Annotated in this window: 11 protein-coding genes, 3 tRNA genes and 2 pseudogenes; 7 read left to right on the top strand and 9 right to left on the bottom strand. The window is 38.8% G+C overall.

The features are described from left to right. Window positions 1–3: 3 nt before the first annotated feature. The 4 genes from hslV to CVS81_RS05640 form a co-directional block, all read right to left on the bottom strand. Window positions 4–537, bottom strand: coding sequence for an ATP-dependent protease subunit HslV (gene hslV, locus CVS81_RS05625; protein WP_002940451.1), 534 nt, complete (start codon window positions 535–537; stop codon window positions 4–6). After that, a complete protein-coding gene (gene rplI, locus CVS81_RS05630; RefSeq protein WP_021086217.1) occupies window positions 538–984 on the bottom strand; it encodes a 50S ribosomal protein L9 in 447 nt (148 codons plus the stop codon). Window positions 985–1,007: 23 nt separating this feature from the next. Next, complete coding sequence (locus tag CVS81_RS05635; RefSeq protein WP_103595350.1) at window positions 1,008–2,231, bottom strand: argininosuccinate synthase; 1,224 nt, start codon at window positions 2,229–2,231, stop codon at window positions 1,008–1,010. Between the two features lie 181 nt (window positions 2,232–2,412). Then, complete coding sequence (locus CVS81_RS05640; RefSeq protein WP_002940474.1) at window positions 2,413–3,951, bottom strand: inorganic phosphate transporter; 1,539 nt, start codon at window positions 3,949–3,951, stop codon at window positions 2,413–2,415. 130 nt (window positions 3,952–4,081) lie between these two features. Between CVS81_RS05640 and CVS81_RS05645 the strand changes: the two genes are divergently transcribed. The 4 genes from CVS81_RS05645 to CVS81_RS05660 all read left to right on the top strand — a co-directional run bounded on the left by CVS81_RS05645 (window position 4,082) and on the right by CVS81_RS05660 (window position 5,816). Next, on the top strand, window positions 4,082–4,984 hold the full coding sequence (locus tag CVS81_RS05645; protein ID WP_107965367.1) for a disulfide bond formation protein DsbA: 903 nt from the start codon (window positions 4,082–4,084) through the stop codon (window positions 4,982–4,984). Window positions 4,985–5,014: 30 nt separating this feature from the next. Continuing rightward, on the top strand, window positions 5,015–5,446 hold the full coding sequence (locus CVS81_RS05650) for a GatB/YqeY domain-containing protein (RefSeq protein WP_107965368.1): 432 nt from the start codon (window positions 5,015–5,017) through the stop codon (window positions 5,444–5,446). 193 nt (window positions 5,447–5,639) lie between these two features. Beyond that, window positions 5,640–5,714, top strand: a tRNA-Gln gene (locus CVS81_RS05655). 27 nt (window positions 5,715–5,741) lie between these two features. Beyond that, a tRNA-Met gene (locus CVS81_RS05660) sits at window positions 5,742–5,816 on the top strand. A 28-nt stretch (window positions 5,817–5,844) separates the two neighbouring features. Here the strand turns inward: CVS81_RS05660 and CVS81_RS05665 are convergent. The 5 genes and pseudogenes from CVS81_RS05665 to CVS81_RS05680 all read right to left on the bottom strand — a co-directional run bounded on the left by CVS81_RS05665 (window position 5,845) and on the right by CVS81_RS05680 (window position 11,977). Continuing rightward, window positions 5,845–6,099: a site-specific integrase gene (locus CVS81_RS05665; protein WP_223232074.1), complete on the bottom strand. Its 255-nt coding sequence runs from the start codon at window positions 6,097–6,099 to the stop codon at window positions 5,845–5,847. Window positions 6,100–6,383: 284 nt separating this feature from the next. Continuing rightward, entirely contained in the window at window positions 6,384–7,385 is a 1,002-nt protein-coding gene (locus CVS81_RS05670) for a hypothetical protein (RefSeq protein ID WP_107965369.1), read from the bottom strand. A 33-nt stretch (window positions 7,386–7,418) separates the two neighbouring features. Beyond that, a pseudogene (locus CVS81_RS05675) lies at window positions 7,419–8,882 on the bottom strand (DNA translocase FtsK); the annotation flags it as partial. Window positions 8,883–9,161: 279 nt separating this feature from the next. Beyond that, window positions 9,162–9,572: pseudogene (locus tag CVS81_RS10020) on the bottom strand (DNA translocase FtsK 4TM domain-containing protein); the annotation flags it as partial. Window positions 9,573–9,661: 89 nt separating this feature from the next. Next, the gene (locus CVS81_RS05680) at window positions 9,662–11,977 is read right to left on the bottom strand and encodes a flagellin (RefSeq protein WP_107965371.1); all 2,316 of its coding nucleotides are present in this window, start codon (window positions 11,975–11,977) and stop codon (window positions 9,662–9,664) included. Between the two features lie 140 nt (window positions 11,978–12,117). On the opposite strand from CVS81_RS05680, the gene CVS81_RS05685 reads away from it, so the two are divergent. From CVS81_RS05685 to CVS81_RS05695, 3 genes are all read left to right on the top strand, one after another. Next, the gene (locus CVS81_RS05685; protein WP_107965372.1) at window positions 12,118–12,864 is read left to right on the top strand and encodes a YaaA family protein; all 747 of its coding nucleotides are present in this window, start codon (window positions 12,118–12,120) and stop codon (window positions 12,862–12,864) included. Between the two features lie 124 nt (window positions 12,865–12,988). After that, window positions 12,989–13,291 (top strand): HU family DNA-binding protein, encoded by a 303-nt coding sequence (locus CVS81_RS05690; protein WP_012001719.1) that lies wholly within the window; start codon window positions 12,989–12,991, stop codon window positions 13,289–13,291. 74 nt (window positions 13,292–13,365) lie between these two features. Further along, window positions 13,366–13,452: transfer RNA gene (locus CVS81_RS05695), tRNA-Leu, on the top strand. The last annotated feature ends 80 nt before the right edge of the window (window positions 13,453–13,532 follow it).

The following is a 13,532-nucleotide window of genomic DNA, read 5'->3' on the forward strand; positions in this document are numbered from 1 at the left end:
CTCTTATTCTAAAACATAAGTTTTGATGTTTGTATTTGTATAGATGCAAATTTCGCCGGCGATCTTGAGGCTCTCTTTGACTAGCTCTTCTTCGTCGATATCGGCAAATTTATCTAAGGCACGGGCCGCTGAAAGGGCGTAGTTACCGCCGCTTCCGATAGCTGCTATCTTGCCATCTTCTGGTTCTACCACATCACCAGTGCCACTAAGTAAGAAAATTTTATCCCTATCAAGCACAAGCATCATCGCTTCAAGCTTTCTTAGATACTTGTCTTTGCGCCACTCTTTGCTAAATTCTATCACCGCCTTTAGCAAATCGCCCTTTGTATGTTCTAAATTTTTCTCAAACATATCAAAGAGATTAAACGCATCAGCGGTGCTGCCAGCAAAGCCAGCTAGGACTTTGCCGTTGTGAATTTTGCGAATTTTTACGGCGTTGCCCTTTAAGACGGTGTTGCCAAAGCTAACCTGTCCATCACCGCCGATGACCGCTTTATTTTTGCCTTTGTAGGCTAAGATGGTTGTCGCATGAAACATCTACTCTCCTTGCACATCAACCTTTAAGGTCGCATTTATCGAGTGACCAAGCTTTATAGAGACATCATAAAGACCAACTGCTTTTAGGTGTGTATCCAGATCGATAGCCTTTTTCTCAACTACCAAATGATGTGTCTTTTCAAGCTCTGCTGCGATCTCCTCTTTTGAAACTGAGCCAAAGAGTGAGCCATTTGCACCAAGAGTTTTCTTGACGACGACTGTCACTTTTGCAAGCTCTTCTTTAAGTTTTTCTAAATTTGCGATCTCATATTTTAGCTCTTCAGCCTTTCTCTTTTGAGCTGCTTCGTATTGACGAAGGACATCTGGAGTGGCTGCTTTTGCAAAGCCTTTACCGATTAAGAAGTTATTGCCATAGCCGTCTTTTACCTCTTTTATCTCACCAGCTTTGCCAAGCGCCTTTACATCTTTTATTAGTAGTACTTTCATTTTTATCCTTTTAAATTTTATTTTTAGTCAAATTTTCGCCCATTTTTGCGTGCGATGATGAAACGAAGCGCATTTAGTTTGATAAATCCAGCTGCATCTTTTTGATCATAAACGCTATCTTCTTCAAATGTGCAGTATGCCTCGCTAAATAGATTATCATTTTTACTGCTTCTGCCAAGGATAGTCACGTTGCCTTTATAAAGCTCAACTTTTACAGAGCCATTTACGTGCTCTTGGCTCTTGTCGATGAGAGCTTGGAGCATATTTCGCTCAGGTGACCACCAGTAGCCATTGTAGATTAACTCGGCATATTTTGGCATGATCTCATCTTTTAAGTGAGCTGCACCGCGGTCAAGTGTGATGCTCTCTATTGCTCTGTGAGCTTTTAGCATTATCGTGCCGCCAGGAGTTTCGTAGCAACCGCGGCTCTTCATACCAACTGAGCGGTTTTCTACGATGTCAAGTCTGCCGATGCCGTGTTTTGCGCCAAGGCGATTTAGCTCGGTTAAAATTTCAGCTGGGCTCATTTTTTTGCCGTTTATGCTCACTGGATCGCCTTTTTCATAGCCTATCTCAATGATCTCGCTCTTATCTGGAGCATCTTTTGGGCTTACTGTCCATCTCCACATATCATCTTCTGGTGCGTGGCTCGGGTCTTCAAGCACTAGACCCTCATAGCTTATGTGAAGTAAATTTGCGTCCATTGAGTATGGGCTCTTGCCTGGTTTCTTGGTGATATCTATGCCGTTTTTCTCAGCGTATGCTAAGAGTTTTTCACGGCTGTTTAGATCCCACTCGCGCCATGGTGCGATAATAGTTAGGTTGTCGCCAAGTGCGTAGTAGCCAAGCTCAAAGCGAACTTGGTCGTTGCCTTTGCCTGTTGCTCCGTGGCTCACACCATCAGCGCCAACAAGTCTTGCGATCTCGCTTTGACGTTTTGCTATAAGTGGGCGTGCGATTGATGTGCCAAGTAGATATTCGCCTTCATAGATGGCATTTGCTCTAAACATTGGAAATACATAATCACGTACAAATTCTTCTCTTAAGTCTTCTATAAAAATATTTTCAGGTTTTACACCAAGTGCTAGGGCTTTTTTACGTGCAGGCTCTAGCTCTTCGCCTTGTCCGATATCAGCTGTAAATGTGACTACTTCGCATTTGTATTCGTCTTGAAGCCACTTTAAAATAATACTTGTGTCAAGTCCGCCTGAGTATGCTAAAACAACTTTTTTTACATCTTTTTTCATAGCTGTCCTTTTGTTGAAATGGTCGTATTTTAGCCTAAATTGATTAATCTTTAATAAATTAATCTATTAAATAATGTAAGTAAAATTTTATTTTTCTGATAGTTTTTATCCGTAGAAATTAGAAATTTTAGTTTAAATGAAATTTGCTTGCAAATTTTAAATTTACAAGCAAAGTGTTTTTCTAAACGCCTAGAAATTTAGCAAGGGCAAAGTAAAATATAGCCGATGATATCGCGGCTGCTGGAAGCGTGATGAGCCAAGCTAGGATGATAGGTCTTACCATTTTCCAGTTTGCGTTTTTATTTACGATACCGATACCTAAAACCGCGCCTATTAGGATATGCGTCGAGCTAACTGGTATGCCAAGCTTTGTAGCTAGAAGTATGACGATACTTGAGGCAAGCTCAGCGCTAAAGCCAGTCGTAGGTAAAATTTCAGCTAGTTTTGAGCCGATAGTAGTGATCACCTCCTTGCCTAAAAACCAAAGTCCAACGACAAGTGAGATGCCAAAGGTTACCATTGCGATGCTAGGTATCGGCGAGCTTTCGTTTATAGAGCCAGTCTTTAGCACATCAAGCACAGCAGCAAATGGTCCAACTGCGTTTGCGATGTCGTTTGCGCCATGTGAAAATGCAAAAGATGAAGCGGTAAAAATTTGAAACCATGAGAAAATTCTATTGATGCTCTTTTCGCTATCGTTTTTGCTCATGACGTTTATAATAGCAAGGCTTGCAAGATACGCTAGAGCACCGATGACAAATATGATCCAGACTGTTTGGATGATGCTAAAGGCTAAATTTATATGCTCAAGCCCTTTAAAAAGCATCATCGATGAGATGACCATCGCGGCAAATCCAGCGATGATCGGGATGTGCTTTTTCATCGCTTTAAAAGTATCTATCTCTTTTTCGCTATCTTTCATGATGCGAATTTTTGAGCGGTATTCGCTGTATTCAGTGGTCTCGATCTCGTCCTCATCGATAACTGCGATCTTTGAAAGAGTGGCTATCTGCTCCTCAGCTGGCTTTGTCTTGAGTGCTTTTATGAAGCTTTCTTTATAGGCTTTTCTCTCAGCTTTTAACGCTTTTAAATTTGTCTTTAGTTCATGCGTTGGCTCGATTATTTTGCTTTTTACGTAGCCAAATATAATGTAAGACATCACGCCGCCAAGTAGTGGCGAGATGACCCAGCTAACGGCGATCCTGCCGATCTCACCCCAAGAGACCATATTAAATGGCTCAGGATCTTTTATCATAAAACCCATAGCAAGTCCTGCGCCAACGATGCCACCAACTATCGAGTGAGTGGTCGAGACTGGCAGACCTTTTTTGGACGCGTAAAATAGCCAAAGACCTGAGCTTAGAAGAGCTGAGATCATTATAATGACAAATTTCATCGGGTTTAGATCACTTGGAAATTTCACGATCTCGTTTCTAATGGTATTTGTAACCTCAGATCCTGCAAATATCGCGCCACTAAGCTCAAAAATGGCGGCGATGACGAGAGCTTGTTTTAGTGTGAGTGTTTTTGCGCCGACGCTTGTGCCAAAGCTGTTTGCAACGTCATTTCCGCCGATATTAAACGCCATAAAAAGACCAAACATACCAGCGATCAAGAATAAAAAGTAGTTATTTGCCGGGATGTATTGATAGCCCCAAACAAAAAATCCAACGCTGCAAATCGCAAAAATAACTAACGCCAAGAAGTTGTCTCGAAGCAATCAAGCCCCCTTGTAAGAGTTTTTGGCAAAATTATATCTTGAAAATTATTAAAGTTTTTAGAATTTTCTCACTTTAAATGATACTAAATTATCATATGTTAGAATTTGGCAAAAATATTAAGGATAAATTTTGGTTATAGCGATCGATCTTGGCTCAAACACCTTTCGTGTGGCACTTATAAAAAAGGTGCAAAATGGCTTTAGCAACGAGCAAATTTATGAAAAAATAGTTGGAGCTGCAAGGGGCTTAAACGAAAGTGGCAAGATAGGCTTTGAGGCTAAAAATAGGCTTTTTGAAGCGATAGCGGAGGCTAAAAGTAAATTTGACTTTACTAAATTTAAATGCGTGGCGGTTGCGACCGAGGCATTTAGAGTGGCATCAAATAGCGAAGAAATTTTTAGCGAGATAAGAGAGAAATTTGGCATAAATTTTCATATCATTGACGGGCAAGCTGAAGCAAAACTTACATTTTTAGGCGTGCAAAATGCCTTAAGAAAGCTTGGCATAAATGATAAATTTAGCATCATCGACATCGGCGGTGCAAGCTCAGAGATAGGCGAAGATGGAAAATTTATAAGCTTTAAATTTGGCATCATCACCTTTTACGAGAGGTTTAAAGCGCTTGATCTGATGCAAGAAAATGCAAAAATTTATACAAAAGAGGCAAGGGAATTTTTAACAAGTCTTAACAATAGACTTATCGTGCTAACTTCTGGCGTGCCGACCACTATCGCAGCGCTAAAGCTTGGGCTAAACTACGAAAGCTACGATCCCAAAAAAGTGAGTGGATATGAGCTTAAAAATGATGATCTTACTTGGTTTGTAAATGAGCTTTTAAAGATGGATGACAAAAGCGCTGACCTGGCGGTTGGAAGAAGCAGAAAGTATCCGCTCATCGCTGGAACGCTGCTTTTAAAAGAGCTTTTAAGCGGGCAAAAAGCGAAATTTATAGTAATAGACGATGGGCTTAGAGAGGGCGTTGGGGCGACTTATTTAAAAGGCATATTTCAAGAAATTATCACAAAATTTTAGTTATTATTTCAAAAATTTAAAGGAGAGAAAATGAGCATAAGAGAGCAAATTTTGGCCGACATAAAAGAGGCTATGAAAGCAAAAGATGAGTTTAAAAGAGACACCTTAAGGACGCTAAATGCAGCACTTAAGCAGGTTGAAGTCGATCAAAGGATCGAGATGACCGACGAGGTCGTGCTCCCGCTACTTCAAAAAGAGATCAAAAAGAGAGCTGACTCGGTTGAGCTCTATCTAAAGGGAGCAAGAGAGGACCTCGCCAAAAAAGAGCAGAGCGAGATCGAGCTAATCAAGGCATATCTGCCAGCTCAGCTAAGTGATGATGAGCTAAAAGATAAGATTAAAAGCATTATTGAAAAGGTCGGTAAAAATTTGGGCGCTGTGATGAAAATGGCAAAAGATGAGATCGGAGCGAGCGCTGAAGCAAAACGCATAAGCGTGATCGCAAAAGAACTTTTGGCATAAAACTAGATAAACCCATGTAAATTTTCGCATGGGTTTTAAAAGCTATAGTTAAATTTTATATGCTACAAAAGTATTTTATTTATTTTTAAATTTTTAAAAAGCTACTTTGAAAAATAAAATAAATTTACATATTTTTTTAAAAAACCTTGACAAATGGCATTAAAGTCTATATAATTACAACTCTTAAAAACATTGGGGTATCGCCAAGCGGTAAGGCAACTGGTTTTGGTCCAGTCATTCAGAGGTTCGAATCCTCTTACCCCATCCACTTTTAAAAATCCCAAACAACTCTTATCGCGGAGTAGAGCAGTGGTAGCTCGTCGGGCTCATAACCCGAAGGTCGGCGGTTCAAATCCGTCCTCCGCAACCAAATACCAATGACTTTTACCACCTTTTAACTAAACACCAACTCCTACACCATCACGTATATCATCAACATTTAGATGCACGTAATGCAGGCTACTTTTAATATCTGTGTGACCCATAAAAGCCATCAGTTTATGAGCATTAAATCCCTTCAAACTCACTAACCTAGAAGCCACTGTATGGCGTAATACGTAAAGTCCGTGAGTGTTGCTAGTCCCTAAATATCCAAGATGGTTTCTCACAGCCCACCACATACGATTTGCTGTATCGTGATTTAGGTGGGTTATAGGACACTTATCAAGTGGTAGGTCTTTGTATCTATAATAAAGTTAATTTAAGGTATCAAATTTATTTCGGCAGTAAGGCATTGCTTTTTGCAGTTATAATAGGTATTAAATAGCGTGTATATGAGGCGCGCCACTATTTTTACTCTAAAGAGTTTAAATATTTTTGATTATGTTTTTAGCTATTTCTAAAATTTATTTTTAAATTTTTAACGATAGTTTTAATTTGCAAACTTTTATTATCCATTAAATTTAGTACTTAAATTTAAAAATTAACACAGGGCTTTTTATATCTTATCCGCGACACATCTAGCAAGTTCATCTGCATTATCGCCCAGATATTCATCACCCCAAAAATCAATCTTCAAAATTTTTACTAACTCTTTTGAATTTTGCAAATCATCCAGCCAACGACCATCTATATAATCAACCTTTTTAACTTCTGAGAGTAGAATTTTTTGCGTTTTTAGCTCGTAAGTTTTTCTAATCAATATTGCATCATAATCATCCTTTTCTTGCGCATCATCAAAAGATCTGTACTTTTCTATACACTCTTCGTATCTCTTATACTCTTCATTGCCCTGGTATAGCAAATTTGCACTTTTTTCTAGCCTATGATTTATAAAGTCTATTTGCACTATATGCTCTGGTTTAGGACCGTTATTATCACTACTAAAATGTTTTATAAGTTTAAAATCTTTTCCATCTAATGCAAAAACATACACCCAGTATCCATACTTGCCATGTCTATAAAAAAATTTTAGCTCACTATTTTCTATCTCTACTGCAAGCTCTGGTGGATCATAAGCGCCACCATCTTCATGTGGGCTCTCAAAGATATCTCGCTTAGTTACTACGGCCTCATATTTATCACCATTTGAGAGCAAGATCACGATACCACGACGATTTTTATTTACTATTTGACACCATTTATCATCTTTAGTGCTCTCGTCACAACCATCACTAAAAGGTAAAAATTTATCCTTAAATGTTTCTTGAGTTACCACAGCTACATCCTCTATGCCATCTTTATTTAGATCACCCTTGGTGGCATCGTATAGCGTAGTTTGTTTTGGCAATGATACTTTTACAGCCGCTAGCATCTTATCATCTAGCTTGGATAAATTCTCTATCTCATACTCATCGCCAGAAAAAGGTATGTTCATCTGCTTTAGAGTTTTTAGCATAGATGTTGAGTTTTTCCCTACATTACTCGTATTCATATCTTGAGCAAAGGTAAAATTTAGCATTAAAAAAGGAATACAAACGAGAACTCCAAATTTAAACATTTTTATTCCTTTATCTTTACATTGCTTATAAATTTAAACCAAAATTTCTCTTTGGCCTTTTGCATTTACAGGGCTTAAAACGCCCATTTTTTCCATCTGTTCGATTATATTTGCAGCTTTGTTGTAGCCTATTTTTAAGCGTCTTTGTAGGTAGCTGATCGATGTTTTTTGCTCGCTTAAGATGATCTCTTTTGCCTCTTCATATAGCTCATCAAGCTCATCTTCGCCTAGCACGCCAGCAGCCGAGCCTGTACTAGAGCCCTCTTCTGCTAGAAATTTCTCATCATAGATCACATCTTGTTGCTCTTTTAAGAAATTTACGATAGTCTCGATCTCTTTTTCACTCGCAAATGGCGCATGAAGCCTGATCACGCCAGGGCTTCCAGGAGGCGTAAATAGCATATCTCCTCGTCCTAGCAAGCTCTCAGCACCCATTTGATCAAGGATAACCTTACTATCGATCCTCTGCCCTACTCTGTAGCTTATCCTACTTGGTAAATTTGCCTTTATAAGGCCAGTCACGACATCGACACTTGGACGCTGGGTCGCCACTATCAAGTGTATGCCACTAGCCCTTGCCATCTGTGCCAAGCGACCGATGTAAAGCTCCACGTCCTTGCCGCTAGTCATCATAAGATCGGCTAGCTCATCGATGATCACGACAATATATGGAAACTGCTCGCCGCCCTCGCTCTTCATTTTTTCGTTATAGCTCTCTATGTTTTTTGTGCGAGTTTGGCTCATTATCTTATATCTTCGCTCCATCTCAGCGACCATGTTTGAAAGTGCTGTGATCGCCTTTTTAGCCTCTGTGATAACAGGCGTCAAAAGGTGCGGGATGTCGTTATATATGCTAAACTCAAGCATCTTTGGATCGATCATCATTAGGCGCAAAGTTTGTGGGCTATTTCTATAAAGCAAGCTTAAAAGCATCGCGTTTATGCCCACACTCTTGCCAGATCCTGTTGTACCTGCGATTAGTAAATGTGGGAGCTTTTTGAGGTCAGTCACAAAAGGAGCGCCCACTATATCCTTGCCAAGAGCCATGGTTAGCGGACTGCTCGCGTTTTTAAAGACTTCACTTTCTAAAATTTCTTTTAGATAGATCGTCTCTAAATTTTGATTTGGCACCTCGATACCAACGACGTCTTTGCCAGGGATCGGCGCTTGGATACGGATAGTTTGAGCCTTTAGCGCCATCGCTAGGTCATCTTGCAAAGTGAGGATTTTACTCACTTTGATATGTGGGGCTGGGCGAAACTCAAATGTCGTGACGATAGGACCAGTATAGGTTCGCACCACGTCACCATCTATCTTAAATTTACGCAGTTTATCGAGTAAATTTGAAATTTGCTGATCGATCTCCGCCTCATTTATATTGTGCGAGCGCTTTGGTGGATCGTTTAGAAATTTAAGCGGCGGCAAGACAAAGTCTTTTGGTTTTTCGACCTTGCCGCGTTCTATCTGATCAAGAAGTTTTTTGTTTTCAGCCACTTCGTTTAAAATTTCAACCCCGCCTATGGTTGCAGGTCTGCTCTCTTGTGCCGGCTCCATCTCTGGCTCATATTCTGACTCGCTCTCTAAATTTGGCTCATCATCATTTAGCACCTGAGCGTCTATAAGCTCTTCTTCTTTTATCTCGTCGGCTTTTGGCTTTTTACGCTCTATCTTTGGTATCTGCCTTGCCCTTACCTCTTTTACGCTTGCGCTTTTTTCTTCATAGCCATTTGGCTCTTTATCTACAAAAGCCTTTCTTAAAACGATAATAAAATTTTCTCTAAAAGCAAGTCCAAGCGAGATGATGAATATCATAAGTATAGCAACCGCAGTGCCGATAGCGCCGATGACTTCTTTTAGCGCTGAGACTATAAAGCCACCTATCACACCACTATTTGCCCCAGAAGTACTTAGCGCTTGAAACATCAAAAATGCGATAAAAAATAGAAAAATCCCAACTACAAACTGGGCAAAATCAAAGTCAAATTTCTTAAAATTTTTATATACAAAATAGCCTAGAACGATAAGTAAAAATGGATAAACATAGGCTATAAGGCCAAAATATTTAATATTAAAAATGCCAAGGCTTTGTCCAAGTGAGCCTACAAAATCAGCAGTCGGAGCAGCCGTAGCGATACCAAAATATACAAAAAAACAAACAAAAATAGTAAATAATATATGTCTTAAAATTTTAGATCCTTTTGTTAAAAAGGCTTATTATAGCACGCTTGAGTTTAATTTTTAAAAAATCAGCAAGCTAGGCCTGCTGATTTATCATTTTAGTTTAGGTAGTTTAGCAAGCTTAGTTGATTTATCTTGGCGCTTGCTTGAAGTGTTGCTTGATATGAGAGTGAAAGCTGTGTAAATTTAAGGTATGACTCTGCATAGTCTGCGTCTATGACGTCATTTTTAACGGTTAGCACATTTACTTTCATAACCTCTGCACGCTGATTTGTCGCAGTTAGTAGCTTTGTTTGAGAGCCTATCTTTGTAAGCTCTTTGTTCGCGTGGTCTATCAAGTGATCCAGCCTTTTTAAAGCGCCTTGCATGCCTGTATTTCGCGGATCGTGATTGTTAGCATCTGCTCTATAATAGCCATTTCTAACGGCAAATATCATATCATCAAGGTCTTGAAAGACACTTGTGCTTGGCTCATCGATAGTTAAAGCATTGTTTTCGTTAAAGCTAAATACTGAGCCCTTGCCTTGAGGGTGGCTTGCAGCACCAGCGGTGTTTATGCCAGTGCTATCTCCGTCAAATATATCTCCATTTTTCGCATCATACATGGTTAGCTCTATATTTGTGACAGATTTTGTCTTGTCAGTTAAAACCATCCTGCCTTTATCGTCTAAATTTACCTCTACTGCACCTTTAGTCTTTGATAAGGCGTCTTTATAGGCGTTATAGTTTTGATCTCTTCTTACCTTTTCGATATCTGTATCAAAATTTGCATTCTCTACGTTTTGAGGATCAGGGATATTATCGCTTGCAGCCATCGCCACGATATCCATTAACTGACGATATGTAAAGTCGCTTGCATAGGTTCTGTAGCTACCAAACTCATCTGAGTTATAGACGGTCAAATTTCTAGTTGGGGATACCACGCCAGCAGCTGTTGTAGATGTTATTTGAAACTGCACTGGGGTATTTGTGCCACCTGCTTCGCCCATTTTTACTTTGATGTCATACATTGTGCCGGTAATTGATTTTACTTGAATACCTATCTCTTGTCCATCGATATTAAAAAGTTCCCTCTTTCTAGCATCGACATCTCTTGGGTATAAATTTCTATTATAGCTCTCTTTTGTGCCAGAAACCTCGCTTAGCTTTGTCTGATCAGTTGCAAACTCGCCCGTTCTTCTAGCAACTTGTGGTAAATTTGCTATTAATTCATTATCCTTTCGCTCAAATCTAACCTTGTCGTAGTCAAATGCGTTTGTCAAATTTCCATCTTTATCAAGGTATTTACTCTTTGTAAATTCAGTTATATGAACCGTTTTTGGCACAGCATTTGCCATATTTTCAAGGCTTTGTAGAGAATTTATCGTATCAAGAGTATTGTTTGGAGCTATCGCACCACGATTTGCCGCCACAGAAGTAGCTGCAACCATGTGAAAGTCTATCGTTTGATTGCCTTTAGTAAGGTCTTTTATATTAAATTGTCCGTCGTTATTTATGCTCACATCGACAACTTTTGTCGTCTTTGTGTTGCCAAATTCCATACCGATCTTCTCCATCAAACCAGCCATTGACGTATCAGCACTCATCTTAAATTTGCTAGTAAATGTCGTCCCGTCTGGCTTTTTGCCCTGCATGAAAAAGTATGTGTCAGGGAAATTTACATTTGAAGTATCCAAAAAGTCAAAATCAGGCTCGATCGTACCTTTATAAGAGCCGTCACTGCCCACAACTGAGTCGCTTGCGTAGTTTAGACCGATCATATTTTTTATCTTGCTATTTTCATCAAGATATTTTGGCGCATAAGCGATGTCAGTTCTAGTTTGATCAGCTAGCATCACGTTTGTTGTTAAAATTTTGTTGTAGTCGCCATCTTTTCCTAAAAAAAGATCAAATCCTGGGATGTTGTAAGGTAGCTCAACCTGCGCGCCAGCTGAAGTTTTCATATAGTCGCGGTTGCCTTGATATTTACCTGAGCCATCGATCGGCTTAGTATCTACAGCACTACCTGAGAATAAAAACTGCCCATTTATAGAGGTATTTGCGATATTTACAAGGTGGTTTTTGATGCCCTGAAGGTCGTTTGCCAAAGCTTCAAGAGATGTTGTGCTATGCACGTCACTGGCTGCTTGAACGACTTTTGTTTTAAAATTTTCAAGCTGTTTTTCAAATTCTTTCAGCGCATTGTCTGTGTTTTTTGCAAAATTTACTGACTTACCGGTAGCATCAGCCACTTGAGTGAGAGTGGTCGCTTCATAATCAAGCCTCATCGCATCGTTATAAATCGCAGCACCGTCGTATGGATCTTGAATTTTTAGTCCATTTGAGAGCTGCTGATAGCTTTTATTTACGCCAACCATATTTTTTTGATAGTCGTGCAAAGTCTGACTAAAACGTAGTTGATTTGTAATTCTCATAATTTTTCCCTAAATTTTTATTCACTCTAAGCAAGAATAATTCCGCTTTGTGATATATCGGTGAAAATTTGATTTTTTTTAGTGCAAAAAAGTTTTATTGTATAATCTGCCAAAATTTACATATATAAATAGGAAAGAAAATGGCGTTAAAAATCCTCTTCTCACCAAGCGAAAGCAAAATTTCTCTAAATACAAATGATAAATTTGATGGTAAAAATTTGATATTTTCTGAGCTTTTTGACAAAAGGGCTGAAATTTTAAAAAGATATGATGAGTTTTTAAAAAGTGCAAATTTAAACGAGATAAAAAAGCTTTTTGGACTAAAAGAGCTTGAGGATAGCGAGCAACTGCGAGAAAGTCTATCTAAAAAAGGTAGCATAAAAGCTATCTTAAGATATGACGGCGTTGCCTATAAGCACCTAAACTACCGCGGACTAAGTGTTGAGGCTCAAAAATATATAGATAATAATGTTTTGATATTTTCAAATTTATTTGGGCCAATTTTAGCAAAAGATGAGATAGCCGAGTATAAACTAAAGCAAGGCGAAAAGCTAGCTGGCTTTGATATTTGTAAATTTTATGAGCAAAATTTTAGCAAGGCAGTCGATAGCTTTTTAGAAAATGATGAAATTTTAGATCTTAGAGCTAAATTTTATGAGAAATTTTATGTGGTAAAAAAAGAATTTACGACATTTTGCTTTTTGAAAAACAAAAAGATACTAAGCCACCACGCAAAAGCTTATAGAGGTGAGGTTTTGCGCCAGATCGCAAATGCTAAAGTGACAAACAAAGATGAGCTAATGGCTCTAAATTTTGAAAATTTAAAGCTTGTAGATATGAAAAAGATAGGGCTAAAAAATGAGCTTACGTTTGAAATTTGTGAGTGAAAGTTCAAATTTTGGTCTTTTTTACTAAAAAAATGCAAAAAAAGAGCTAAATTTAGGGAAAAAGTATTGTATTTTTTTTTAAAAGAGTGTAGAATTGCCGCATAACTTCTTAAAAGGATGGTTCATGAAAAAAGCTGAATTTATTCAAGCGGTTGCCGACAAGGCTGGTCTTTCAAAAAAAGATACTCTAAAAGTTGTTGATGCTACTTTGGAGACAATCCAAGCGGTTCTTGAAAAAGGCGATACAATTAGCTTTATAGGCTTTGGTACTTTCGGTACTGCTGACAGAGCTGCAAGGAAAGCTAGAGTTCCAGGAACTAAAAAAGTAATCGACGTTCCTGCTAGCAAAGCAGTCAAATTCAAAGTTGGCAAAAAACTTAAAGAAGCAGTTGCTGCTGGTGCTGCTAAAAAAGGTAAAAAGAAATAATTTTCTTTTTCGGGGGGGGGCAAGTCTCCCCTTTTTCTTTCTTCTCACAAATTTAAAATTTCAATCTTAACTTAGCCCGAGTGGTGAAACTGGTAGACGCGTCAGACTCAAAATCTGGTAAGGGCAACCTTGTGTCGGTTCGAGTCCGACCTCGGGCACCATCGATAAAATCGGCTTCCAAATGTTTTCAGCAACTTTTAAAAATTCTAAAAATTAATCTAGGGTACACATTAGGGTACAC

Origin of the sequence: Campylobacter concisus, from assembly GCF_003049065.1 — a bacterium.
Taxonomy (GTDB): domain Bacteria; phylum Campylobacterota; class Campylobacteria; order Campylobacterales; family Campylobacteraceae; genus Campylobacter_A; species Campylobacter_A concisus_BE.

Excerpts from the sequence above, each read along its gene's own strand:
- hslV (WP_002940451.1), bottom strand. The coding sequence starts at position 537 with ATGTTTCATGCGACAACCATCTTAGCCTACAAAGGCAAAAATAAAGCG.
- rplI (WP_021086217.1), bottom strand. The coding sequence starts at position 984 with ATGAAAGTACTACTAATAAAAGATGTAAAGGCGCTTGGCAAAGCTGGT.
- CVS81_RS05635 (WP_103595350.1), bottom strand. The coding sequence starts at position 2,231 with ATGAAAAAAGATGTAAAAAAAGTTGTTTTAGCATACTCAGGCGGACTT.
- CVS81_RS05650 (WP_107965368.1), top strand. The coding sequence starts at position 5,015 with ATGAGCATAAGAGAGCAAATTTTGGCCGACATAAAAGAGGCTATGAAA.
- CVS81_RS05670 (WP_107965369.1), bottom strand. The coding sequence starts at position 7,385 with ATGTTTAAATTTGGAGTTCTCGTTTGTATTCCTTTTTTAATGCTAAAT.
- CVS81_RS05680 (WP_107965371.1), bottom strand. The coding sequence starts at position 11,977 with ATGAGAATTACAAATCAACTACGTTTTAGTCAGACTTTGCACGACTAT.
- CVS81_RS05685 (WP_107965372.1), top strand. The coding sequence starts at position 12,118 with ATGGCGTTAAAAATCCTCTTCTCACCAAGCGAAAGCAAAATTTCTCTA.
- CVS81_RS05690 (WP_012001719.1), top strand. The coding sequence starts at position 12,989 with ATGAAAAAAGCTGAATTTATTCAAGCGGTTGCCGACAAGGCTGGTCTT.